This window comes from Streptomyces sp. NPDC058525, assembly GCF_042719495.1.
GTDB lineage: Bacteria > Actinomycetota > Actinomycetes > Streptomycetales > Streptomycetaceae > Streptomyces.
Genome location: NZ_JBHXNP010000017.1, coordinates 22,839 through 48,000, shown reverse-complemented (window position 1 = coordinate 48,000; position 25,162 = coordinate 22,839). Strand labels below are relative to the sequence as shown.

The following is a 25,162-nucleotide window of genomic DNA, read 5'->3' as shown; positions in this document are numbered from 1 at the left end:
CGCTTGACGCGGGGCAGCCTGTCGCGCTGGACGCCGGGCCTTCGGCCGCGCTTGACGCCGGGTCTCCGGGCGCCGTTGCCGGTGGGGCTCCGGGCCAGTTCGGCGACGCTCCCGCCGCGCGCTCCGCGACCGTCCCTGCTCAGCTGCCCGCCGGGCTTTCCGCCAGCTTCGACGCCGAGGTTCTGGGCCCGCTCGATGCCGGGCAGCCCGCCGCGCCTCCGGTGGGGATCCCCGCCCCGCTCGGCGCAGCGCCTTCCGCCGCGCTCGACGAGGGGCTCGCGGGCGCGCTCGGCGCCGGGCTCCCGGGCGTGCTGCCCGCCGGGCCTTCAGCCGCGCTGGACGCCGGGCCTTCCGCCGCGCGTCCCGCGATCGTTCCCGCCCAAGCGCCCGCCGGGGCCCCCGACGGCGCGTTAGCCGGGGGCCGGCGGGTGGGCGGCGTGCCCGCGCAGGGCGGGCGGTTGCATCGGCCCGGGGTGACCGAGCTGCGGCTGTCCGCCTTTGGGCCGCACCGCGGCGCGGCCTTCGCGCTCGGGCCCGTCACCCTCTTCGCCGGGCCCAGCGGCAGCGGCAAGTCCCAGGCCCTGGCCGCCTACGAGGCCCTCGCCGCGCTCGGCTCCGGAGCCACCCTCGACGAGGCATTCCCCGACGCCGCCGCCCGCATCCCCGACCTGGCCGTCCCCGACGCCGACCGGCGGCGCGGCTTCCGGATCGGCTGCACGGTCGACGGCCCCGCCGGACCGGTCCGCCTCGACCTCGCCGTCCAGGCCGAGCCCGCCCTGCGCATCGTCGGCGAACGCCTCTCGCAGCCGGGGCAGATCCTGCTCGCCACCGCGCTGCGCGACCCAGGCCGGCGCTCCGTACAAGGGGCCTGGCTGACCGGCGGAGCCATCGGCGTCACCCGGGCCCCGCTGCCCGACGACCGGCTCGGCACCGCCCTGCTCCCGCTCCGCGTGGCCGGCGCCACGGCCGGCCAGCGCCAGGTCCTGGCCGCCGCCGAACAGGTCGTGGTGGCCCTGCGCTCGGTGTTCCCCTGCGACCCGCGGCCCGGCCGGATGCGCGCCCCCGTCCCGCCGGGGGAGGGCCGGCTGCTCGGCGACTGCGCCAACCTGGCCGACGTACTGCGCCGGACCCGCCACGAATGCGGCACCCGGTACGCGCTGCTGGCCGAGGCCGCCCGTACCGGCTGCGCGGGACCGGTCGCCGGGCTGGACGTACGGGCTCCCGCCGACGGCCCCGTCACGGCGGTACTGGACCGCGGCGCCGACCGGCCCGCCACGGAACTGGCCCGGCTCGGCTCGGGCGAACTGCGCTTCCTGGCCCTGGCGCTGGTCCTGCTGACCGGGCCGGGCGTGCTCGCCATGGACCCGGCCGCCGAACTGCTCGCCGCGCAGCAGGCGCTGACGGTACTGGCCGACGGCTTCGACCGCGGCCTGGACCGGAACCAGAGCACCGAACTGCTGCGGCTGGCCCTGCTGTCGTGCGGGCGCGGGCACGTCCGGCTGGCGGCGGCGGCGGGAGAGGAGACCGCGGCGGCCGCCCGCCTGCTGGCGGGCGTGACGGTGGTAGACCTGTGATCCATGAGCGATGCCGAGAACGTCAACGACACACACGACGCGCACGACACACGCGCGGCGCATGATGCGCATGCGGCGGATGGTGCGGATGAGCCGCGCGCGCCGCGCGCGCCGGGCCCCGAGCGGCTGCACCTGCTGCAGCGCAGGCTCGCCGACTTCGCCGCGGCGCGCGACTGGGAGCAGTACCACACGCCCAAGAACCTGGCGGTGGCGCTGAGCGTGGAGGCGTCGGAACTGGTCGAGATCTTCCAGTGGCTGACGCCGGAACAGTCGGCGGCGGTCATGGAGAAGCCGGAAACGGCCCACCGCGTGGCCGATGAGGTGGCCGACGTGCTCGCGTATCTCCTGCAGTTCTGTGAGGCTCTCGGGGTGGATGTGCTGGATGCGCTCGCCGCGAAGATCGAGAGGAACGAGCTCCGCTTCCCGGTGACGGGTGAACCGACACCGAATCGTCACTCTTCGGAGTGATGGACTCCTTCACAATCACGTTTCTGTCCACATTTTCCGAATACCCCTGGCTTTACTGCCTCATTGCCCTCACTCTGGGTAGTGGTGACAACGGCGGGATGTCGTGCGGACGGGGGACGGCATATGGATGCGGTACGGCTCATCGCGGCCGGCCGGCACGCGCTGGCACAGAGTGGGGCTGCGTGGGACATCGTGGGCGAGGCCTGGCAGGCCCAGGCGCTCGCACAGGGCGTAGGGAGCTATCTGGCGGTCACCGGGCCGCCGGAGATGAGAGCGGAGGCACGGGGACTGGGGGAAGCGGGAGGCAGAGGCTGCGGGCTGATAGACCGGGCGGCCCTGCGCGGTGAGGGCAGCGCGCCCGAATATCCGCCGCGGGCCGCGCAGTTGACGGAGGTGTCGGATGTCCGGCAGGCGCTGCTCGGACTCCAGGCGCTGCTGGGCGAAGTGGGCATAGCCCTGGTCGGGGTGGCCTGCGGGACGGACGACGAGACCCTGTACTGGCAGTGCATAGAGTCGATCGACGCGGCTGACGAGTCGAGCGACCGGGTACGGGCGATCCTGCGCCGGATGGCGGTGCGCGAGCGGGGTTCCGCCTCGGGCGTGGCCTGACGCGGCGTCCGGAGTACCGTCCGGGGCGCCGACCGCAGCGCAGCCCGACGCGCTGTGCGGGGCGCCGAACCGAGGTGCCGTGCGCCGTGCGGGGCGCCGACCGAGGTGCCGTGCAGGGTGCCGTCCGACGTGCCGTCCGACGTGCCTCCGAGGTGTCAGGCGTGCAGTCCGAGGTGTCCCCAGGGTCCCGCCGCGCGCGACGGGACCCGTACGGTCACAGCGGCCGGTAGGACGGGCGCCCGCTCTCGGGGGCGGGCGTGACCGGGGCGCGGTCGGTGGAGGACTGGAGGTCGGCGTCGAGCTGCGACAGGTCGGCGTTCAGCGCCGCCATCAGCTCTTCCATCTGCTGCAGCAGGCCCTTCGGCGCGCCGCCCTCGGCGGGTACGGCGGGCTCCTGACGTGCGTCCTCGTGTGCTGCCTGTCCGGACTGTCCGGTCTGTCGGTGGGTCTCCGGCACGACCTCGTGGGACATGGCGGCCTCCTCGGCCCTGGCCCTTCCGGGGCGGAAGGGCGCGGTGGACGTACCGGCGATGCGGCCGCCGGCGCGCGGGCCGGGCGGTCCGGCTCCGTCCGAGCCAACGATCCCTTTCCGGGGTGGTCACTGGCGGCGTCCGGGGTGGACCGTCCGGTTGACGCAGATTCACCCGGCAGGGGTGGGAGGGGCAGGATGGGGGGCATGGATCTTCGCATTTTCACCGAACCCCAGCAGGGCGCGAGCTACGACACCCTCCTGACCGTCGCCAAGGCCACCGAGGACCTGGGCTTCGATGCGTTCTTCCGGTCCGACCACTATCTGAAGATGGGCGCGGCCGACGGCCTGCCCGGGCCCACCGACGCGTGGATCACCCTGGCGGGCCTGGCCCGCGAGACCAGGCGGATCCGGCTGGGCACCCTGATGACGGCCGGCACCTTCCGGCTGCCCGGAGTGCTCGCCATCCAGGTCGCCCAGGTCGACCAGATGTCCGGCGGCCGGATCGAACTGGGCCTGGGCGCAGGCTGGTTCGAGGAGGAGCACAAGGCGTACGGAATCCCCTTCCCGGCCGAGCGGATGGCCCGGCTGGAGGAGCAGCTGGCCGTCATCACCGGCCTGTGGGCCACCGAGACCGGCTCCACCTTCGACTACGCGGGCACCCACTACCAGGTGGAGAACTCGCCCGCGCTGCCGAAGCCCGCCCAGGCCAAGGTGCCCGTGCTCATCGGCGGACACGGCGCCCGGCGCACCCCGCGCCTCGCCGCCCGGTACGCCGACGAGTTCAACATGCCCTTCGCCTCGCTCGCCGACAGCGAGCGGCAGTTCGGGCGGGTCCGGGAGGCCGCCGAGGAGGCGGGGCGCAAGGCCGGCGACCTCGTCTACTCCAACGCCCTCGTGGTCTGCGTCGGCAAGGACGACGCCGAGGTCGCCCGCCGGGCCGCCGCCATCGGCCGCGACGTGGACGAGCTCAAGGCCAACGGCCTGGCCGGCTCCCCGGCCGAGGTCGTGGAGAAGATCGGGACCTACGCCGCCATCGGCTCCTCCCGCGTCTACCTCCAGCTGCTCGACCTCGACGACCTGGACCACCTGGAGCTGATCTCCGCACAGGTCCTCGCCCAGCTCGGCTGACCGGGGACGGGACGACGATGCCACGCGCGACCGGCCCGCTCGCCGAAGCCCTGGCCCGGCGGACCGTGATCCTGGACGGCGGGCTGAGCAACCAGCTCGCCGCCCAGGGCTGCGACCTGTCCGGCGGCCTGTGGACGGGGCGGGTGCTCGCCGAACGGCCCGACCAGGTGGAGGCCGCCCACACGGCGTACGCACGGGCCGGCGCCGAGGTGCTGATCACGGCGAGCTACCAGATCGGCCCCGACCACCCCAGGGCCGCCGAGCTCCTGCACCGCAGCGTCGCCCTGGCCGCCCGCGCCGCCGGGGCCGCCGCCCACGAGGTGTGGGTGGCCGCCTCCGTGGGCCCGTACGGCGCGGTGCTCGCGGACGGCTCCGAGTACCGCGGCCGCTACGGCCTGAGCGTGCGCCGGCTCGCCGCCTTCCACCGCCCCCGCATCGAGGCCCTGCTCGCCGCAGGCCCCGACGTCCTCGCCCTGGAGACCATCCCCGACCCCGACGAGGCGGAGGCTCTGCTCACCGTCCTCGGGGAAACCGGCGCCACGGCATGGCTGAGCTACACCGTCGCCGACGGCCGGACCCGCTCCGGCACGCCCCTCCCGGAGGCCTTCGCCCTCGCCGCGGCATCCCCGCAGGTCATCGCGGTCGGCGTCAACTGCTGCGACCCGGCAGAGGTGTTGCCCGCCCTGGAAGCGGCCGCGGCCACCACCCGCACACCGCTCCTGGCCTACCCCAACGACGGCTCCGTGTGGGAAGCCGCCACCGCCACCTGGCACACCCCCGAAACCCACTCGGCCTGGCCCGTCGGCGCCTGGCACCGGGCGGGCGCCCGCCTCATCGGCGGCTGCTGCCGCATCGGCCCGGACCGGATCGCGGGCCTGGCCGCGGAATGCCGCCGTCCGAACAGCTGACGACACATCAAGTCCAGTCAGTAGTAGGTGAGTTCCGGTCAAAGACGGCTTCCTCAGGTGTCGCGACAGGTGACAGGTGACACCTGTGCGGGCCACGATGCCCCGACATCGAACGGGGGCTTTGATGAGTGCTGCCGAGACCGAGAACGTCAGCCAGGCCGGACCGGGGGACGAGGGCGGCACCGGACCGGGGGACGTGAGCCACGCCGGACCAGGGGACGAGAGCCGCGCCGGGGACGAACTGGCACTGCGCGTCTTCAGCGGGGAGGAGCGCTGGGGGTGGGAGTTCGTCCAGCCGCCCGAGCTGCCCGCCCACCGGGACGCCGGCAACCCGCCCGTGTACACCGAGCCCTCGGGCGACGAGGTCCGCGCGATGGAAGAGCGGGCCAAGGACAAGAGGAACACCAACGGCTTCGGTTGCATCACCGTCATAGCGGGCGTCGTGGCCTTCATCGCCGGCGGACCGGGCGTGGCGGCGGTCGTCGTGGTCCTCACCATCGCCCTGATGGTGGCCACCTCACCGAAGGCCAGGCTCCGGGCCGCCCGGCGCCGCCTGGAGGCCGCCCGCACACGGGCCCGCGAGGACTACGAGCGGCGCCGTCGCGCCTGGCAGACCCGGATCGACAACCACCGCGCGGAGCAGCTGCGCCACAACGAGAAGCTGGACACCTGGTTCCCGCTCTCCCTCCCCTCCAGACCCAGCCGCATCGACGTCTTCGGCGGCACGGGCCACGGCTGGGCCAGCCTGCTCGCCACGGTCGGCGGCCCGCTCCTCGGCGGCGGCCAGTCGGTCGTCGTCCTGGACCTCACCCAGCAGGCGGTGGCGCTGGAACTGGCCGGACTCGCCGCACGGCGCGACATCACCGTCGCCCACGTGCCCATGCCCGGAGCGCTGCTCGACCTCGATCTGAGCGAGGAGTTCACTCCCGAGGAGCTGGCCGAATCGCTGGCGGAAGCGCTGGGCACCATGCGCCCGCCCGGCGCGGACGTCGATCTCCACACCATCGACGTGGACGTGCTGCAGACCGTCGCCGAACTGCTCGAAGGTCCGGTGACCTTCGCCCGTCTCGCCGCCGGCCTGCGCGTCCTGCTCCGGGTCTACGACGCCGCCCCGGAGGGACCGGGCGCGCTCAGCCCCGCCGAGGTCGAGTCGATCACCCGGGCCATCGACCTCGTGGGCCAGGGAGAACGCGTCCAGAACGAGCTCCGCTACGTACGGGCCCAGACCGAACTGCTCACCAAGGCCGAGCCGGTCGCCGCCCCCGACGCCCGCGCGGCGGACTGGTGGCGGCCCGGCGGCCTGACCATCCTCACGACCGAGGACATCGTCCGCCGCCGCAAGGACCTGACGGACCGCTTCGTCTTCTTCCGGCTGCTCCACGCACTGCGCAAGCGCGCCGTGGCCCCCGGAACCGGCACCCTCGTCATCGCCGGAGCGGACCACCTCGGCCTGGAGGCACTGGAATCCATGGCGCGCCAGGCACGCAGCGCGGGAGTCCGGCTCGTCTTCCTCCTGGAACACCTGCGGGAGGCCGCCGTCCAGGTCGCCGGCGGATCGGACAGCGCGACCGTGTTCATGCGGATGGGCAACGGCGAGGAGGCCAAGGCGGCCGCGCAGTTCATCGGGCAGGAGCACAAGTTCCTCGTGAACCAGCTGACCCGGCAGGTCGGCGAAACCCTCACGGAGGGCCGCGGCAGCAGCTACACCTACCAGCGCGGCGTCTCCGACACCGAGGGCTTCAACAGCGGAGGCTCCTCCGGCTGGAGCGGCCTCACCGGCAACTCAAGCCGGAGCTGGGGCACTTCGCGCTCCGTCGGCACCTCCCTGTCCCGCAGCTGGCAGGACTCCACCAACACCTCCACCGCCCGGTCGACCACGACCGGCGAGAACCTCAGCCGCGTCTACGAGCTCACGGTCGAGCCCACCCAGCTGCAAGCCTTGCCGGTGACCGGACTGGTACTCGTCGAGGCGGGCCCAGGCGGCCGCCGCGTGGTCTTCGGGGACTGCAACCCGGCCATCAACCTCTGGCCCCGGCTGTCCGCCCGGCCCCGCCCGAGCCTGCCGTGACCCGGGCCGAGACCCCTGGCGGCTCCGTCCCCGGCGACGCCGTCCCCGGCGACGCCGTCCCCGCAGACGCCGTCCCGGGCGGACCCGCCGTCCCGGGCGGACCCGCCGTCCCGGGCGGACCCGCCGTCCCGGGCGGACCCGCCGTCCCGGGCGGACCCGCCGTCCCGGGCGGACTCGCCGTCCCGGGCGGACTCGCCGTCCCGGGCGGACTCGCCGTCCCGGGCGGACCCGCCGTCTCGGCCGGACCCGCGGGACCGGCCGGACCCGCGGGATCGGCCGGATCGGCGGCACTGGCCGCGTACCGCTTCCACCGCCTGCTCACCGTGCCCCGCCGCCCCGACGACCCGAGCGCGGAGGACCGTACGGCCGCCCAGCTCGCCGCGGCCGTCACCGCGGCCCACGCCGTGCTCGGCCACCGGGGGGAGGAGGGCCGCCCGACCGGGTTCGCCGCGGCCTGGATACGCCCCGGCCCGCACCGGCCGATGCACTTCCTCGTGGGCGGCGCCCCCTTCTTCCCGCCCGCCGGGGAGGAACCGCGCGGCCCGGCGGCCCGCCCGCTCGGCTACCCGCCGGGCGCCACGGCCCGGGACGTGCCGCCCGGCGAGGTCGCCGCCCTGCTGGACCGGATGCCGTACTGGCTGCCCTGCCTCGGCTCCCACGACACGCTGCGCATGGGCGACGACGAACGCGCCCTCCCCACGGAACGCCGCGGCTCCTTCGACGACGCCGTAGCCCACCTCCCGGACGCCTTCGCCTGGCTGGTCCTGGCCGAACCCCTGCCGTACGAGCGGCTGGAGCAGGAGCGCGCCGCACTGGCCGTACACCTGCCGCGGCTGCGCCAGCGCGAGAACTCCGCGGCGGACCGGGTGGCGGCCGAACGGGCCGAGGCCCGCTACCGCGAGCTGACGCGCGCCCTCGCCACCGGGATGTGGACCGTACGCGTCCTGGTCGGCGCCGCCCGCCCCGAGTCGGCGCTCGCCTCGGCGGCACTGCTGTGCGGCTCGGGCGACCTCGACGACCTGCCGTACGTCCTCGTACCGACGCGGCGGCCGGTACCGCTGGCCGAGGCACTGGCCGAAGTGGGAACGGTGGCAACGGCAGGGGCGGTGGGAGCGGCAGGATCGGCAGGAGCGGCAGGCGGCGGGCTGCCGGGAAGCTCGCCCTTCATCGCCCCCGCCGAACTGGTCGCCGCGCTCGCCCGGCCCCCGGAGCGGGAACTGCCAGGCATCCGCACGGTGGCCCCCAACCGCTTCGACGTCACGGCCGACGACACGGACGACGGCTTCGAAGGCACCGGGCGCTCCGACGGCTTCCTCATCGGCGACATCCTCGACGAGTCGCTGTCCGCCGCCGACCGGCTCCACGTCTCGCGCTCCACGCTCAACCGGCACGCCTTCGTCTGCGGCGCCACCGGCTCCGGCAAGTCCCAGACCGTACGCAGCCTGCTCACCGCCCTGTCCACGCACGAGCGGCCCATCCCGTGGCTCGCGATCGAGCCGGCCAAGGCCGAGTACGCCCGCATGGCCGGCCGCCTCGCCGCGGCGGGTGGACCGGCCGCCGCGCGCCGGGTCACCGTCATCCGGCCGGGGGACGTGGACGTGCCGCCCGCATCCCTCAACCCGCTGGAACCGGAGCCCGGTTTCCCGCTCCAGAGCCATGTGGACCTCGTACGGAACCTGTTCCTGGCCGCCTTCGAGGCTGAAGAACCGTTCCCGCAGGTGCTGGCCCGGGCCCTCTCCCAGTGCTACACGGACGCCGGCTGGGACCTGGTCACCGGCGAGCCCCGCCCCGCCCACAAACCGAAGTTCGCACTGGGCGAGCCCGACGCACCCCGGTCGGCGGTCTACCCCACACTCGGCGCACTCCAGGCGACGGCCCGGCGGGTCGTCGAGATGATCGGCTACGGCAAGGAGATCACCGCCAACGTCCGGGGCTTCGTGGACGTCCGCATGGGATCGCTGCGGGAGGGCACCCCGGGCCGGTTCTTCGAGGGCGGCCACCCGATGGACATCGCCGCACTGCTCTCCGGCAACGTGGTCCTCGAACTCGAAACGATCACGCACGACCAGGACAAGGCGTTCCTCATCGGAGCCGTCCTCATCCGCATCGTCGAACACCTGCGGGTCCACCACGGCGCGGGCGGGGTGCCGCTGCGCCACGTCCTCGTCGTGGAGGAGGCGCACCGGCTGCTGAAGAACGTCGAGGAGGGCCCGGCCGCCGCCGCCGTCGAGCTCTTCGCCTCGCTCCTCGCGGAGATCCGCGCGTACGGCGAAGGCGTCGTCATCGTCGAGCAGATCCCCAGCAAGATCCTCCCCGACGTCGTCAAGAACAGCGCGCTGAAGATCATGCACCGGCTCCCGGCCGAGGACGACCGCCGGGCCGTCGGCGCCACGATGAACCTCCAGCCGGAACAGAGCGAGAACGTCGTCGCCCTGCCACCGGGACGCGCCGCCGTGGCGTCCGACGGCATGGACCGTCCCGTCCTCATCTCGGTCCCGCACGGGGAACACGACGAGAACACCAAGGACGCGTCGGCCGACCCCCCGCTCCTGGCCGGCCGCAGCCCGCTGTGCGGCGCCTCCTGCCACGGCCGGCCGTGCACCCTGCGCACGATGAACGACTCCCACCACCGCTCCCTGCGACCGCTCCAGCTGATCTGGGTGGAAGCGGCCGCCGCCGCCCAGGCGATGGGCAAGGTCGCCCCGGCGCCGGCCAGGAGCGTACGGACGGAGCTGCGGGCGCTCGAACCGCGCGACCTGGAATGCACCCTCGTGTACGCGGTGGAACGCGCCGTCGCCGCGCGCGAGGCCCTGATGCGCGACGAGGTCGACCCGGCGGACTTCGCGGCCCGCCTGCACACCGTCCTCTCCTCGGCCCTGGCCGGGACGGAGCCACCGCCCGTGGACCGGCGCCGCCTCACGTACGCCAACTTCCGCTTCCGGGACGTCCTGGACGCCATCCTCGAGGCCCGCCGCGCCACCCCGGACGGACCGCACACCTATACGGAGGCCCAGACGGCCGACTGGGCATCCCGCGGCCTCCTCCTGACCGGCACCTCGGGCGCCGACCACCGCCTCCAGGTGCGGGCCCTGCCCGGATACGGGCCGGGGAAGGTCCACGCCCGGATCGGCGACGTGGAACGCAGCGGCCTGCGCGACGCGGTGGCGGCGGTCACGGGAGGCACGACGGAGGAACACATCAGACGAGCCTTCGCCCTGGCCTGCGCACCGGGTCCGCGGCTGCGCGCGGTGGTGGCGGAGACGGCGAAGCGGGCGGCGCAGGTCTGCGCCGGGGGAACGGGGACCAGCCGATGAGCGGACTCGAAAGCGATACGTCGGACGCACCCCCGGAGCCGGAGCTGGACCGACCGGCCGACTCGGAGGAGGCGGAGGGCGGGGAGGGGACGGGCGGATCCGAGAAGGGCTCGGAGGCGTCGCAGGAGGGCGAGGAGGAGGATCGGGACAAGCCCACGGACGGCGACGAACCGGAGGACCGGCCGGAGCCGGACGGGAAGGAACCCCTCCCGTCCACGGCCGAAACCGAGACGGACGGCGATCCGCCCAAGGAGGCGCCGGCCCCGACGGACGACGACGGCGACGGCGAGGGCGGCGACGACGGCGGCGATGAAGACGGCGGCGGCCGGCCGGAGCAGCCGGAGAACAGCGACGGCGATGAGGGCGACGACGAGCAGTCGAAGCAGCCGGACGGCGACGACGGCGACGACGGCGATGACGGTGACGATGGCGACGACGGCCGGTCCGATCCGCCCAAGGACGGGCAGGGCGACAACCCGCCCGGTCCGCCGGGCGGTGCGAAGGGCGGGGAGCAGCGGCCCGGGCCCCCGTCGGGTGAGGAGGGTGGCAATGGACCCGGGTCGTCGGACGGTGGGCAGGCGGGGAAGGCCGGGGAGCGGACCGGGCAGCGAGGCGGTGGGGAGGGCGGCGGAGACTCGCCCGGGCAGCGGGACGGTGGGGAGCGTGGTGATCCGCCCGGCCCGAAGCCGGCGTCCCGGGGTGAGGCCGGCTCCGACTCCGCAGGCGCGGCGTCGAACCCCGAGGCCGCGTCCCCGCCCGGGTCGAGGCCCGAACGAGGTGCCGAGGGAGGCCCAGAGGGAGGCCCAGAGGGAGGCGCCGAGAGAGGGCCCGAGAGAGGGGCGGCGCAGGGCGGCGCGGAAGGGGCGCCCGGACAGGGCCGGCAGCCGCTGGACGGCCGCTCCGAGCCCGCCGCGACCCCGACCGCCGACTCCGCACGCCCGGAGGCCGCGGGTACGGCGGACCGGCCTGCTCCGGCCGCGTACCCCGAGCAGCCCGCACCGGCCGGCGCACCCCGCGCCGACGGGCAGCCGGACCGCCCGGCACAGTCGTCTCCCGAGCCGGGGCAGCGCGACGGTCAGACACCGGCCGACGGAACCGACGACCCCGGGTCGGCCGGGACATCCGGCGGCGAGCTGGGCAACGCGAGCGACGAACTCGGCGCGGCCATAACCCAGATGGCGGAGGGAGCGGTTCAGGTCACGGAGGCCGTGGCCGACGCCGTCGTGGGCCTGGCCGCCCAAGCCACGAACGCCGCGGGCGAGGCCTCCGCGAGCGCGTCCTTCGACGCCCGGGCCGCGGCCGTCCGTGCCGAAGCGACGGGCGAGCGCGCGCCGGACGCGAGGCCGGACACGGGAGCGCCCACCGACACCTCCCGGCCGGAGGACGACTGGGAGGACGGCGACCCTCTGCCGGACCAGGAGGCGGATCCGGACCAGCCGGGGGCGCCCGAGCCCCGCCCCAACCCCTGGCTCACCCGCGACAATCCGGCACCGGAAACCCAGCCGGACGGCGGCGGCGCCCGGACACACCCGGACGGCCCGGACGCCCCTGACAACGGCCCCGACGACGACCCCGACGAGGGCTCCGCAGCGTCAGACGCCCCCGACAACGGCCCCGACAACGACCCGGACGACGGCTCCGCCGCGGCGGACGCCCCCAACAACGGCGACGGCACCCCCGACGAGAACCCCTGGAGCCAGTTCTTCACCCCCCGGCCCACCGATGCCCCACCGCCGCAGGACAGGCGCAGCGACGACGGTCCTGATGTCGAAGGCAAGGAGCTGAAGATCCGCGGGCTCGAGCTCGAACCCGACGTGGACCGCATGCGCGCGGCCAACATGGCCAAGGCCGTGGAGGCCCAACAGGACTACGAGGCCTCGCGGGAGGCCCAGCGCCAGGAGGAACCGGAGCAGTCCCGCGAGCAACGCCCCGAAACGGGCCCGCGACCGGACACGTCCTGGATGAAGGCCGCAACAGCCGGCCTCGCGAACGTCTCGGAACTGGCCGCAGCCGCCGACGCGAACCGGTCTCGCAGGGTGCCGAACGTAACGCCCGAGATGACACAGAGCCTGCGACAGAACCTGGAACAGCGCCGGGGACGCGGCCTGGGCAAGGACATGGGGCTTTGAGCGCAGAGGGGAGGAGGAACCGGTCATGAGCCAAGACGCCCAGGAAGCAGACGACTCAGCGAAAGGGCAACCCCCGGTCGACGACGACGAGGGGGTCGCCACGGACGGGGACGGACTGGAAGAGGACGACAGGGACGCACAGGACAAGACGGCCGGCACGGAGGATGACGAGGACGACGACGGCGACGCCCAGGATTCCGACGACGAAGCCGACGAAGCCGACGAAGCCGACGAGGCCGACGACGCGGACAAGGAAGACGAGCACGCGTCGCAGGAGGTCTCCCAAGGAGCGACGGACGGCGATCCCGACACGCAGGATTCGACGCTCGATGCGCCGACAGGTGACGGGCCTGCGGATCCGACTCCCGAGGCCACGCCGATCGCCGCCACGGACCAGGGCCCGCTGCCCGGGTCTGGTCCCGAGGCTGGAGTCAGCGAGGGGGCGGCAACGGAAGGACAGGAAGCGCAGGACTCTGAAGCGATCGCGGAGGGGACGGACGCACAGTCGACCGATCCCGACGGTGACGCGGGCACGATGGGAGACAGCTCCGACGGCAACGCCTCCGCGACGGACACCCTCACCGAACCGTCCGGCGACCGGGCGGCCCCGAACGACGCGGACGACTCAGAGCGTCTGACCGCATTCGTCGATCGCCCAGCGCTTCCAGACCCCCCTGAGGACCCGGAGGAAGCGCCGGTACCGGAGGGTTACGGCACGCCGCTCGATCGCGCTGACGGAACCCGGGTTCCGTCGTTCGACGAGGGACTTGGGCGTGAGCAGATGAAGCAGGGGAGAATCGGTGACTGCGCTGTCATCGCGGTGCTCGGTGCCGTGGCCAGTGAAAGGCCGGAGGCGCTCCGTGAAGGGTTGAGGGAGACCGAGGACGGCAACTACGAGGTGTCGTTGCACGAGGCGAGGCCCAAGGCCGGGGGTGACGGATTCGAACCCACGGGCCGCCGGACGGTACTGACCTTGACTCCCGATCTCCCGGTATTCGACCACTCCCCGCATAAGCCGGCCTACGCGGATTCCACGCACACCGGCGTCGCATGTGGACCGATCTACGAGAAGGCGCTCGCGGGAATCGACCAGACTTGGGGGCCGGAACGCAGGGATGAGTGGGCGCAAAGCATCGGTAGCGATGGAGAGTTGCCCGAAGGCTATGCTCGGCTCGCCGAGGGCACCGTGGCCTGGGAGCAAGCGGAGATGCTGACTCAACTCACTGGTGAGCCCTCCCTGCTCGTGGACCACCCCCAGGGCGAGCAGTTGATGAGCGACATCCGGGAACGACTCGTCGATGGAAAGCCCGTCATCGTCAGTACCCGCCTGGAATCGGACTTCGCCAATGCCCCACTGCCCAAGGACCTCCAGGGGGGCCATGCGTACGAGGTGACCGAAGTGGACGACCAGGGAAGGGTCCACCTCCACAATCCCTGGCAGACACTGCACCCGGAGCCTTTGACACAGAAAGAGTTCAGGACGTTCACAGACCCGACCTACATCACTCTGGAGTGACGACGTGACCACTGAGATCTGGCTCAGGCGCGGAATCCCGCACCAAGAGGACTTCGCCTTCTTCGGAGTCATCCACGTGGATGCCCGGCCCGACCACCCCCTGACGGTCCGACTGGGCGTGAACGCCGACGAGGAGCGCCGCTACACCCTCGAACCGGGCGACACCTTCCCCGTCCGGGACGAACTCTGGACGCTCGACCGGGTCGTGGACCCTTCCGGGGACTGGCGGGTCGTCATCCGCAAGGTTGAAGACCAGACCGACTAGGCACATCAGCGCGCGAGCGGCACGCACCGGAGGGGGAGCAGGAGTGAGTGGCGAGGAGTTGGCCCGGGCGGTGTTCGGGGGGCGGGAGCGGTGGGGGTGGGAGTTTGTTGTGCCTGAGCCGCCCGTCGCGCATCCGGAGAGTGGGCGTCCGCCCGTGTGGGTCGAGCCGTATTTCGGGGAGTTGGCCGAGCTGGCCAACCGGCGCGAGATGCGGCTGAGCGGGGCCCAGAGCGTGGGGGTGGTGCTGGCGATCCTCGCTCTCGGGGCGATCACGGTCGGCCTGATCCCCGCCGTCGTGCTGGCCGTCGTGTTCGTGGTCGTCGTGCTGGTCACCAATCCGGCGCGGCAGCACGACCGGGCGCGGCACCGGGCCGCCCTGGAGCGGCAGCGGCAGTGGGAGGCGCACGAGCAGCGGGTGGCGGCCTGGCAGCGGATCCTGCACGAGCACTGGCAGGCCCAGCTCCGCCGGGCGGCCACCGCCGACACCTGGTTTCCGCTCGTGCTCACCTCGGGCCCCGACCGGATCGACGTCGTCGGCGGCACCGGCGACGGGTGGGCCAGCCTGCTGGCCACCGCCGGGGGGCCGGTGCTCGCCGGCGGGCAGGCGCTCCTGGTCGTCGACATGACGGAGCAGGCCGTCGCGCTCGAGCTGGCGGGCCTCGCCGCGCAGCAGGGGGTCCCCGTACGGCATGTGCAGTTCCCTGCGGCCTCGCTCCTCACCGATCTCGGCGCCGAGTCCGGACCCGATGACCTGGCCGAGTCCCTCGCCGGGGCGCTCGCCACCATGCGGCCGCCCGGGACCGACACCGATCTGCACACCGTGGACGTGACGCTGATCCGCACCGTGGCGCGGCGCCTGGACCCGCCGCTCACCTACGGCCGGCTCGCCGCCGGCCTGGCCGTGCTGCTGCGGCTGTACGAACCGGCGGCCGACGGCTCGGGCCCGCTGGCACCCCACGAGGTCGCCCGGCTCACCGAAGCCGTCGACTCGGTGGGCCAGGGAGAACGACGGCAGAACGAACTGCATTACGTGAAGGACCAGTTGGAGTCGCTGGCCGCAGCGGAGCAGGGTGTCGCGGGGGACCGGCCGGCCGCCGGGTGGTGGAGTCCGGGGGCCCTTACGGTGCTCGCCACCGACGGCCTCGGCCCCCGCCTCAAGGACCTCGCCGACCGCGTCATGTTCTTCCGGCTGATCCACGCCCTGCGCACCCGTACCTTCCCGCCCGGCACGGGCACCCTCGTCGTCGCGGGCGCCGACCACATGGGGCGGGACGCCCTCGAAGCGCTGGCCCGGCACGCCCGCAACGCCCGGGTCCGCCTGGTGCTGATCCTGGAGCACTTCCGTGAGGGGAACCTGCACCTCGCGGGCGGCTCAAGCAGCGCGACCGTGTTCATGCGCATGGGCAACGGCGAGGAGGCCAAGGCGGCCGCGGAGTTCATCGGGCGCCAGCACACCTTCATCGTCAACCAGTTGACGCGGCAGGTCGGCGAGACCCTGACGACGGGCCGCGGCAGCAGCTACGGCGAACAGTTCGGCGAGTCCTCCTCCTTCACCTCGGGCGGCCTGAAGCAGGGCTCCTCCAGTACGTCCGGGACCTCGCTCTCCCGCAGCTGGCAGGAGAGCGTGAACGCCTCGACGGCCACCTCGACCACGACCGGCGAAACGAACTCCCGGCTGTACGAGTTCACGGTCGAGCCCACGCAGTTGCAGGCCCTGCCCCCGACCGGCCTCGTCCTGGTGGAGGCCGCGCCCGGCGGCCGGCGGGTCGTCTTCGGTGACTGCAATCCGGGGATCGGCCTCATGTCCCGGGTCTCCCCGCAGCCGCGCTGAGCCGCAGGCCCCGGAGCCGCGCCGATTCCGAGGCCTGCCGCGCGGCCCCTACCGCTCGCAGCCGACCCCGTCGCCGTCGCGGTCGAGGTGCCGGCCGTAGCCCGGGTCGCCGCGGCGGATGGGGGCCGCTCCGGCGGCCCGTACGGCGGCGCAGTTCCGGTAGGAGACGCTGCCGCCCCCGTCCGTCGAGCCCGTCGAACCCCCGTCGTCCTCGGGTGTGGGATCGGGCGCGGGGTCGGGCGCGGGCGCCGTCGTCGGGGGGCGGCGCAGGTTCGTGTCCGTCGTCGCGGGGCACCCGGTGCCCGGCGCCACCAGGTGCACGGTCGTGGCGGCGCCCTGCGCGCCGAGCGCGATGCCGGGCCGGAAGCTCTGGAAGCAGACGAGCCACGGGCCGTGGGCGGCGGGGAGTTCGACGTCTCGGTAGGCGCTGAGCGCCTGCAGCTCGCCGGTGATCAGATCCTCCACCGTCTTCTCCGCCTGCTCGAAGGGCTTGCCCACGACGTCGGGCATCAGCGGGTCGGCGACCGGGGCGGGCGGCGCGGTCGTGGCCGGGGGAGGGGTCGGGCTCGGACTCGCCGCGCTCGGGCTCGCGGAGGCCGCGGCCACCGCTCCGGCCTTGGCGTCGGCCGCCGGCTCCTCCGGTGAATCCGACAGCAGCGGTATGAGGAACCAGACGCCGGACAGCACGGTCGCGACGATCTTCTGCGGCTGCTGCCAGCGGCTCGCCCAGGCGAGCGCGATGCCCACGGGCGGCAGTACGACCAGGGCGGTGATGATCAGGGCGGGGTGCTGCCACCAGCGCCGGACGGGCGCGGGTGCGGGGGCGTACGGGTACGGCGGCTGGTACACGGCTCTCCTGAAGGTTGGACTGAGGCGGGGACTGAGGGGCTGGAGCTGAGGCGGGGACTGTGGCTGGAATTGAGGCTGAATGGGGTGAAGGTCGCGCAGCTTAGCCAGGATGTTGAAGATCGAACCTGTTTTCGCCGAAATCCGTTGGCCCGAGCGCGAGCCGAGCGTCATGCTGAAGCGCATGTTCCTCACCATCACCACCACCGGCACCGCCGAGAATCCGGCGACTGACCTGGGCTTTCTCCTGCACAAGCACCCCGACCGGGTCCGGGTCGAGAACCAGTCCCATGGCACCGCCCACGTGTTCTACCCCGAGGCCACGGCCCAGCGGTGCACGGCGGCGCTGATGCTGGAGGTGGATCCCGTCGCGCTCGTGCGGCGCGGGCAGGGGAAGGGGCGGGGCGGTGCGCCCGACGCGGCGCTCGCGCAGTACGTCAACGACCGGCCGTACGCGGCCTCCTCGCTGCTCGCCGTCGCGCTGAGCGGGGTGTTCCGTACCGCCCTCAAGGGGCAGTGCGCCCTGCGGCCCGAACTACCGGACCAGGCAAGGCCGTTGCGCGTGGAGATCCCCGTACTGCCCGCGCGCGGCGGGGCGGCGCTCGTGCACCGGCTGTTCGACCCGCTCGGCTGGGACCTCGTACGGGCCGAACCGATCGCGCTCGACGCACGGTTCCCCGAGTGGGGCGACTCCCGGTACGTACGGCTCGTGCTCGAAGGGGAGCTGCGGCTCGCCGACGCGCTGCGCCAGCTGTACGTGCTGCTGCCCGTGCTCGACGACGCCAAGCACTACTGGATCGCCCCCGACGAGGTCGACAAGCTGCTGCGCGCCGGAGACGGCTGGCTGGCCGCGCACCCCGAGAACGGCCTGATCAGCTCCCGCTACCTGGCCCGCCACAAGCGGCTGACCCAGGACGCCCTCGAGCGCCTGGAGCTGGTGCGGCTCGCCGAGGCCGACGGCAGCGAGGTCGAGGAGCTCGACAACGCCGTCGACGAGTCGCGCGATACGGAGGAGCGGCCGGTTCCGCTCGCCGTGCGGCGGCGGGAAGCGATCCTCGCCGCCCTGCGCGGCGCGGGCGCCCAGCGCGTGCTGGACCTCGGCTGCGGCCAGGGGCAGCTGGTCCAGGCGCTGCTCAAGGACCCCGCGTACACCGAGGTCGTCGGCATGGACGTGTCCGTGCGGGCCCTGAACCTCGCGGCCAAGCGGCTGCGGCTGGAGCGGATGGGCGAGCGGCAGAGCGCGCGCGTCCGGCTGGTCCAGGGCTCGCTCGCCTACACCGACAAGCGGCTGACCGGCTACGACGCGGCCGTGCTCAGCGAGGTCATCGAGCACCTGGACCCGGAGCGGCTGCCCGCGCTGGAGTACGCGGTGTTCGGTTCGGCCCGACCCCGCACGGTCCTCGTGACCACCCCGAACGTCGAGTACAACGTCCGCTGGGAGTCCCTGCCCGCCGGGCACGTCCGGCACGGCGACCACCGGTTCGAGTGGACCCGCGAGGAGTTCCGCGCCTGGGCCGGATCCGTCGCCGAACGGTACGGGTACGGCGTCGCGTTCGAGCCCGTCGGAGACGACGACCCCGAGGTGGGGCCGCCGACCCAGATGGCCGTCTTCACCACCGCCGAATCCGGCACCACCGCCGACATCACCACCACCGACACCGACACCCCGAAGGAGGGCGAGGCAGCATGACCGACACCGACACCGACACCGACACCGACACCGACACCGACACCGAGACCCACCGCACCCGCGTACTTCCCGTCACCGACCTGTCCCTCGTCGTCCTCATCGGGGCCACCGGATCGGGCAAGTCCACCTTCGCCCGCAGGCACTTCAAACCGACCGAGGTCATCTCCTCCGACTACTGCCGCGGCCTCGTCGCCGACGACGAGAACGACCAGAGCGCCAGCAAGGCCGCCTTCGAGGTCCTGCACTACATCGCCGGCAAGCGGCTGGAGGCCGGCCGGCTGACCGTCGTCGACGCCACCAGCGTGCAGGCCGAGGCCCGCAGGCAGCTCGTCGAACTCGCCCGCCGGCACGACGTCCTGCCCATCGCCATCGTCCTCGACCTGCCCGAGGACGTCTGCGCCGAGCGCAACGCGGCCCGCCCCGACCGCGCCGGCCTGCCGCGCGCGGTCATCCAGCGCCACCGCCGCGACCTGCGGCGCTCGCTGCGCGGACTGGAGCGCGAGGGCTTCCGCAAGGTGCACGTGCTGCGCTCCGTCGAAGAGGTGGAGTCGGCCGAGGTCGTCCTGGAGAAGCGCTTCAACGACCTCACCCACCTCACCGGCCCCTTCGACATCATCGGTGACGTCCACGGCTGCTCCTCCGAGCTGGAGACCCTGCTCGCCAAGCTCGGATACGAGGACGGGATCCACCCAGAGGGGCGCACCGCCGTCTTCGTCGGCGACCTCGTCGACCGCGGCCCCGACAGCCCCGGCGTGCTGCGCCGCGTCATGGGCATGGTCAAGTCCGGCAACGCCCTGTGCGTGCCCGGGAACCACGAGAACAAGCTCGGCCGTTTCCTCAAGGGCTCCAAGGTCCAGCGGACCCACGGCCTCGCCGAGACGATCGAGCAGCTGGAGGGGGAGCCGGAGGAGTTCGTCCAGGAGGTACGGGAGTTCATCCGCGGCCTCGTCAGCCACTACGTCCTCGACGGCGGCCGGCTGGTGGTCTGCCACGCCGGGCTGCCCGAGAAGTACCACGGCCGCACCTCCGGCCGGGTCCGCTCGCACGCCTTGTACGGGGACACCACCGGCGAGACCGACGAGTTCGGCCTGCCCGTGCGCTACCCGTGGGCCGAGGACTACCGCGGCAAGGCCGTCGTGGTCTACGGACACACCCCGGTCCCGAACACCTCCTGGATCAACAACACCATCTGCCTCGACACCGGAGCCGTGTTCGGCGGGAAGATGACCGCCCTGCGCTGGCCCGAGCGCGAACTGGTCGACGTGCCGGCCGAGAAGGTCTGGTACGAGCCGGTCAAGCCGCTCGCCACCGACGTGCCGGGCGGCCACGAAGGCCGTCCGCTGGACCTGGCCGACGTGCACGGGCGACGGATCGTGGAGACCCGGCACCTGGGCAATGTCACCGTGCGCGAGGAGAACGCGGCGGCGGCCCTGGAGGTCATGAGCCGCTTCGCCGTGGACCCCCGCCTCGTCCCCTACCTGCCGCCGACCATGGCGCCCACGGCCACCTCCCGCGAGGGGGCCGGCGGCGGAGCGGCCGACGGGGGCTTCCTGGAGCACCCGGCCGAGGCCTTCGCCCAGTACCGCAAGGACGGCATCGCCCAGGTGGTGTGCGAGGAGAAGCACATGGGCTCCCGCGCCACCGTGCTGCTCTGCAAGGACGCCGACGCGGCCCGCGAGCGCTTCGGCGTGGACGGCCCGACCGGCTCCGTCTACACCCGCACCGGCCGGCCGTTCTTCAAGGAGCCCGAGGTCACCGAGGAGGTCCTCACCCGGCTCCGCACGGCCGTCACCGACGCCGGGCTCTGGGAGGAACTGGCCACCGACTGGCTGCTGATCGACGGAGAACTGCTGCCCTGGTCCCTGAAGTCGGGCGGCCTGCTGCGCAGCCAGTACGCCGCCGTCGGCGCGGCCTCGGGCGCGGTCTTCCCGGACGCGATCGCCGCGCTGGAGGCGGCCTCCGCCCGGGGCGTCGACACCGGCGCCCTGCTGGAGCGCCAGCGCGGCCGGGCCTCCGACGCGGAAGCCTTCACCGAGGCCTACCGGCGCTACTGCTGGCCCACCGACGGGCTGGACGGCGTACGGTTCGCGCCCTTCCAGCTGCTGGCGGCGGCCGGGCGGTCGCTGGCCGCGGTGCCCCACGACGAGCAGCTGTTCTGGCTGGACCGGCTGGTCGCGGCCGACGAGGCGGCGGGCACCGGGCTGCTGCGCCGCACCGGCCGGATCCTGGTGGACACGGCGGACGAGGACTCCGTACGGGCAGGCACCGAGTGGTGGCTGGAGCTGACGGCGGCCGGCGGCGAGGGCATGGTCGTCAAGCCGCTCCAGGCCTACGCCCGGGACGGCAAGGGCCGCCTGGTCCAGCCGGGGGTCAAGGTCCGCGGGCGCGAGTACCTGCGGATCATCTACGGTCCGGAGTACACCCGCCCCGACCACCTCGAGCGGCTGCGCGAACGCTTCCTCGGGCACAAGCGCTCGCTGGCCCTGCGCGAGTACGCGCTCGGGCTGGAGGCACTGGACCGGCTGGCGGCCGGCGAGCCGCTGTGGCGGGTCCACGAGGCCGTCTTCGCGGTGCTCGCCTTGGAGTCGGAGCCGGTCGACCCGCGCCTGTGACGCCGTACCGTCGAATGGGCGCGTAAAGCCGAGGCCCCCGTACGGCCGCGAATTAGGTCGTATGGGGGAACTTTCGCGGAGAACGCCGGGAAAACCACCGGCGGGATCGTTCATCCAGGGCAGCGGACTGTCCGCGACCCTGGAAGGACGGAACATCACCTATGAAGATGACCGCGCGCGGAAGCTTTGCGGCGCTCTTGACCTGTATGGCGGCGGCCGGCGCGGCCACCCCGGCCGCGGCCTCGTCGGTCCCGGTCGGAGTCCCGCTGGAGGCCGTGGAGACCACGCTGGGCGTGGACGCCCCCCGCGTGGGAACCGGGGTGCCGGTGCCGGTCGTCGGAGCGCCCGAGGCGCCCCGCTTCCACCGCGGGGACATGCTCCCGACCCCGCTGCTCCCCGCGGTACCGATCGCCACCGAGCTCGGCAACACCCTCGTCACCTCTCCGGTGCCGAACCTGCTGGGCGAGCCGGCGACCGACGGCGAGGGCTCCCTGGACGCCCCGGCCACCACGATGCGCGCCCGGACCCCGGGGGCGGTCGTCGGCTCCCCGCTGACGATGCCCGACGGCTCCAACTTCGGTCTGCCGAACCTGACCGCGCCCAAGCTGGGACTGAGCGCCCCGGAGCTCGTGGGCACCCCGGCGGCGATTCTCGGTCTGGGCACCCCCCGCTGAGCAGACGCCACGTCAAAAGGCCGTCCGGTCTGGGAACGTGTACGGCATGGGATTCCATGTCGACTCCGAGACCGGGCGGCTGCGCCGCGTCATCCTCCACCGGCCCGACCTGGAGCTGAAGCGGCTCACACCGAGCAACAAGGACGCGCTCCTCTTCGACGACGTGCTGTGGGTGCGCCGGGCCCGCCAGGAGCACGACGGCTTCGCGGACGTGCTGCGCGACCGGGGCGTGGCGGTGCACCTCTTCGGCGACCTGCTGTGCGAGTCGCTCGACATCCCGGAGGCGAGACACCTCGTCCTGGACCGGGTGTTCGACGAGAAGGAGTATGGGCCGCTCGCCACCGACCACCTCAGGGCGGCCTTCGACGCGCTGGGTTCGGCCGACCTGGCCGAGGCGCTGGTCGGCGGGATGACCAAGCGGGAGTTCCTGGAGCGGCACGCGGAGCCGGTGTCGGTGCGCTTCCACGCCATGGAGCTGGACGACTTCCTGCTGGGGCCGCTGCCCAACCACCTGTTCACCCGGGACACCTCCGCGTGGATCTACGACGGGGTGTCCATCAACGCGATGCGCTGGCCCGCGCGGCAGCGCGAGACGGTCCACTTCGAGGCGATCTACCGGCACCACCCGCTCTTCACCTCCTCGGGCGCCTTCCACTACTGGTCGCAGGGGCAGGCCGACTACCCCTCGACGATCGAGGGCGGTGACGTGCTGGTCATCGGGAACGGCGCGGTGCTCATCGGGATGAGCGAGCGGACCACCCCGCAGGCGGTGGAGATGCTGGCGCGGGGGCTGTTCGCCGCCGGGTCGGCGACCAGCATCGTGGCCCTGGACATGCCGAAGCGGCGGGCGTTCATGCACCTGGACACGGTGATGACGATGGTCGACGCAGATACGTTCACTCAGTACGCGGGGCTCGGCATGCTCCGCTCCTACACGATCGAGCCGGGTGCGGAGCCGCAGGAGCTGAAGGTGACCGACCACGCCCCGGAGCACATGCACCGGGCCATCGCGGCGGCGCTCGGGCTGGACTCGATCCGGGTGCTGACCGCGACGCAGGACGTGCACTCGGCGGAGCGCGAGCAGTGGGACGACGGGTGCAACGTGCTGGCCGTCGAGCCCGGGGTGGTGGTCGCCTACGAGCGGAACGTGACCACCAACACCCATCTGCGCAAGGAGGGCATCGAGGTCATCGAGATCCCCGGCAGCGAGCTGGGCCGGGGGCGGGGCGGGCCGCGCTGCATGAGCTGCCCGGTGGAGCGCGACGGCGTCTGACGGGAGAGGGTGAGGGGGCGGCCGGGCCCGCGCAGCACACGGAACACAGGCGCTGTATATCAATACAGGGGATCGTATAGACTTCCAATATCCCCTGTCACCGTGACGCTGGAGCGACCCCCATGGCCACCGACCTCGCCGGCCGCAGTTTTCTCAAGGAGCTCGACTTCACGGCCGCCGAGTTCCGCGGCCTGATCGAGCTCGCCGCCGAACTCAAGGCCGCCAAGAAGGCGGGCACCGAGCGGCCCCTGCTCCAGGGCCGGAACATCGCGCTGATCTTCGAGAAGACCTCGACGCGCACCCGCTGCGCCTTCGAGGTCGCCGCGGCCGACCAGGGCGCCCGTACGACCTACCTGGACCCCTCGGGCTCGCAGATGGGCCACAAGGAGTCCGTCAAGGACACCGCCCGGGTGCTGGGCCGGATGTTCGACGGGATCGAGTACCGGGGCGACAGTCAGGACACGGTCGAGGAGCTCGCCGCGCACGCCGGGGTCCCCGTCTTCAACGGCCTCACCGACGACTGGCACCCCACGCAGATGCTGGCCGACGTCCTCACCATGACCGAGCACTGCGCCAAGCCGCTGGAGCGCGTCTCCTTCGCCTACCTCGGCGACGCCCGCTTCAACATGGGCAACTCCTACCTCGTGACCGGGGCGCTGCTGGGCATGGACGTACGGATCGTCGCGCCGAAGGCCTTCTGGCCGGCCGGGCCCGTGGTGGACGCGGCCCGCGAGCTCGCCGCGCGCAGCGGCGCCCGCATCACCCTGACCGAGGAGGTCGCCGAGGGCGTGGCCCAGGCCGACTTCGTCATCACCGACATCTGGGTGTCCATGGGCGAGCCCAAGGAGGTCTGGGACGAGCGGATCGCGGCGCTGTCCCCGTACGCGGTGACCATGGACGTGCTGCGGGCCACCGGCAATCCGGACGTGAAGTTCATGCACTGCCTGCCGGCCTTCCACGACCTGGGCACCAAGGTGGCCCGGGAGATCCACGAGCGGCACGGGCTGGAATCGCTGGAGGTGACGGACGAGGTGTTCGAGTCCGCGCACTCCGTCGTCTTCGACGAGGCCGAGAACCGGCTGCACACCATCAAGGCCGTGCTCGTCGCGACGCTCGCGAAGCCGGGCGCCTAGCCGGAAGCCGGGCGTCCAGCCGGAAGCCGGGCGCGTCGGCGCATAGTCATACGCGCGGCGCCCGGCGGGCCGGCAGGGTGAACCACACCGCCTTGCCGTGCGGGGTGGGCCGGTGGCCGCAGGATGAGCTCAGGGTGCGGATCAGCAGCAGTCCGCGGCCGTGCTCCTGCCAGGGGTCGGGGTGGGCGTCGTCCGGGCGGGCCGTCAGATCGCCGGGCGGCTGCGGGTCGCCGTCGTGGACCTCCACCTGGCAGCCGCTCTCCAGCAGCTCCACGACCAGCTCGATCGGGGCGCCGGGGCGGGTGTGCTCGACGGCGTTGGCGACCAGTTCCGCGGTCAGCAGCTCCGCCGTGTCCCTGTCGGCCGGCCCGTCGACCTCGGCCAGCGCGGTGCGGACGAGGGCGCGGGCGATGGGGACGGCAGCCGTCGTATGGGGCAGGGCGATCCGCCAGGCGGACGCGTCGGGCACGGCAGGTCCCTCCGTTCCGTGGGCGCACAGGGGTCGGCACGATGAAATCCTGGTTTCAACCATACGAAGTCGAAATCCGCGACCGTAGGGCACCCCGTCCGAACCGCAAGGGACCACGGCACCGGGTCGACGGGACCTTCGGCACGTGCGACGGGACCGCCCCCCGGAGAAGGTGTCGCGTTT

The 25,162-nt window shown here is 73.3% G+C and carries 19 protein-coding genes; 16 read left to right on the top strand and 3 right to left on the bottom strand.

From position 1 onward, the window contains the following. The first annotated feature begins 308 nt into the window (after positions 1–308). The 3 genes from ACFWP3_RS11590 (at position 309) to ACFWP3_RS11580 (ending at position 2,651) form a co-directional block, all read left to right on the top strand. Entirely contained in the window at positions 309–1,574 is a 1,266-nt protein-coding gene (locus ACFWP3_RS11590; protein WP_384219060.1) for an ATP-binding protein, read from the top strand. Positions 1,575–1,700: 126 nt separating this feature from the next. Then, the gene (locus ACFWP3_RS11585) at positions 1,701–2,042 is read left to right on the top strand and encodes a nucleotide pyrophosphohydrolase (RefSeq protein WP_384219058.1); all 342 of its coding nucleotides are present in this window, start codon (positions 1,701–1,703) and stop codon (positions 2,040–2,042) included. 123 nt (positions 2,043–2,165) lie between these two features. Then, the gene (locus tag ACFWP3_RS11580) at positions 2,166–2,651 is read left to right on the top strand and encodes a DUF6099 family protein (RefSeq protein ID WP_384218971.1); all 486 of its coding nucleotides are present in this window, start codon (positions 2,166–2,168) and stop codon (positions 2,649–2,651) included. A gap of 214 nt (positions 2,652–2,865) precedes the next feature. Here ACFWP3_RS11580 and ACFWP3_RS11575 read toward each other — a convergent pair whose 3' ends face one another. Beyond that, entirely contained in the window at positions 2,866–3,123 is a 258-nt protein-coding gene (locus ACFWP3_RS11575) for a hypothetical protein (protein WP_384219065.1), read from the bottom strand. A 204-nt stretch (positions 3,124–3,327) separates the two neighbouring features. Between ACFWP3_RS11575 and ACFWP3_RS11570 the strand changes: the two genes are divergently transcribed. The 8 genes from ACFWP3_RS11570 to ACFWP3_RS11535 all read left to right on the top strand — a co-directional run bounded on the left by ACFWP3_RS11570 (position 3,328) and on the right by ACFWP3_RS11535 (position 16,282). Further along, positions 3,328–4,251 carry an LLM class F420-dependent oxidoreductase gene (locus tag ACFWP3_RS11570; protein ID WP_384218968.1) on the top strand — a complete coding sequence of 308 codons (924 nt, stop codon included), beginning with the start codon at positions 3,328–3,330 and terminating at the stop codon, positions 4,249–4,251. A 17-nt stretch (positions 4,252–4,268) separates the two neighbouring features. Then, positions 4,269–5,159, top strand: coding sequence for a homocysteine S-methyltransferase (mmuM, locus tag ACFWP3_RS11565; RefSeq protein WP_384218965.1), 891 nt, complete (start codon positions 4,269–4,271; stop codon positions 5,157–5,159). Between the two features lie 124 nt (positions 5,160–5,283). Next, entirely contained in the window at positions 5,284–7,227 is a 1,944-nt protein-coding gene (locus tag ACFWP3_RS11560) for a hypothetical protein (RefSeq protein ID WP_384218963.1), read from the top strand. Next, a complete protein-coding gene (locus ACFWP3_RS11555; protein ID WP_384218960.1) occupies positions 7,224–10,541 on the top strand; it encodes an ATP-binding protein in 3,318 nt (1,105 codons plus the stop codon). The genes ACFWP3_RS11560 and ACFWP3_RS11555 overlap by 4 nt, the downstream gene beginning before the upstream one ends. After that, complete coding sequence (locus ACFWP3_RS11550) at positions 10,538–12,670, top strand: hypothetical protein (RefSeq protein WP_384218958.1); 2,133 nt, start codon at positions 10,538–10,540, stop codon at positions 12,668–12,670. The genes ACFWP3_RS11555 and ACFWP3_RS11550 overlap by 4 nt, the downstream gene beginning before the upstream one ends. A 25-nt stretch (positions 12,671–12,695) precedes the next feature. Continuing rightward, the gene (locus tag ACFWP3_RS11545) at positions 12,696–14,186 is read left to right on the top strand and encodes a hypothetical protein (RefSeq protein WP_384218956.1); all 1,491 of its coding nucleotides are present in this window, start codon (positions 12,696–12,698) and stop codon (positions 14,184–14,186) included. 4 nt (positions 14,187–14,190) lie between these two features. After that, positions 14,191–14,451 (top strand): DUF6406 domain-containing protein, encoded by a 261-nt coding sequence (locus ACFWP3_RS11540; protein WP_384218954.1) that lies wholly within the window; start codon positions 14,191–14,193, stop codon positions 14,449–14,451. Between the two features lie 109 nt (positions 14,452–14,560). Next, complete coding sequence (locus ACFWP3_RS11535) at positions 14,561–16,282, top strand: hypothetical protein (protein ID WP_384218951.1); 1,722 nt, start codon at positions 14,561–14,563, stop codon at positions 16,280–16,282. Between the two features lie 48 nt (positions 16,283–16,330). Here the strand turns inward: ACFWP3_RS11535 and ACFWP3_RS11530 are convergent, their stop codons facing one another. Beyond that, positions 16,331–17,131, bottom strand: a complete 801-nt coding sequence (locus ACFWP3_RS11530; RefSeq protein ID WP_384218949.1) for an excalibur calcium-binding domain-containing protein — start codon at positions 17,129–17,131, stop codon at positions 16,331–16,333. A 181-nt stretch (positions 17,132–17,312) separates the two neighbouring features. On the opposite strand from ACFWP3_RS11530, the gene ACFWP3_RS11525 reads away from it, so the two are divergent. The 5 genes from ACFWP3_RS11525 to argF all read left to right on the top strand — a co-directional run bounded on the left by ACFWP3_RS11525 (position 17,313) and on the right by argF (position 24,510). Then, positions 17,313–18,818: a 3' terminal RNA ribose 2'-O-methyltransferase Hen1 gene (locus tag ACFWP3_RS11525; RefSeq protein ID WP_384219055.1), complete on the top strand. Its 1,506-nt coding sequence runs from the start codon at positions 17,313–17,315 to the stop codon at positions 18,816–18,818. Then, positions 18,815–21,430: a polynucleotide kinase-phosphatase gene (locus ACFWP3_RS11520; protein ID WP_384218946.1), complete on the top strand. Its 2,616-nt coding sequence runs from the start codon at positions 18,815–18,817 to the stop codon at positions 21,428–21,430. The genes ACFWP3_RS11525 and ACFWP3_RS11520 overlap by 4 nt, the downstream gene beginning before the upstream one ends. A gap of 161 nt (positions 21,431–21,591) precedes the next feature. After that, entirely contained in the window at positions 21,592–22,104 is a 513-nt protein-coding gene (locus ACFWP3_RS11515; RefSeq protein WP_384218944.1) for a hypothetical protein, read from the top strand. 46 nt (positions 22,105–22,150) lie between these two features. After that, positions 22,151–23,377, top strand: coding sequence for an arginine deiminase (locus tag ACFWP3_RS11510; RefSeq protein WP_384218942.1), 1,227 nt, complete (start codon positions 22,151–22,153; stop codon positions 23,375–23,377). A gap of 122 nt (positions 23,378–23,499) precedes the next feature. Further along, positions 23,500–24,510, top strand: a complete 1,011-nt coding sequence (gene argF / locus ACFWP3_RS11505) for an ornithine carbamoyltransferase (RefSeq protein WP_384218939.1) — start codon at positions 23,500–23,502, stop codon at positions 24,508–24,510. A gap of 46 nt (positions 24,511–24,556) precedes the next feature. Here the strand turns inward: argF and ACFWP3_RS11500 are convergent, their stop codons facing one another. Further along, a complete protein-coding gene (locus ACFWP3_RS11500; protein WP_384218937.1) occupies positions 24,557–25,042 on the bottom strand; it encodes an ATP-binding protein in 486 nt (161 codons plus the stop codon). Positions 25,043–25,162: the final 120 nt, after the last annotated feature.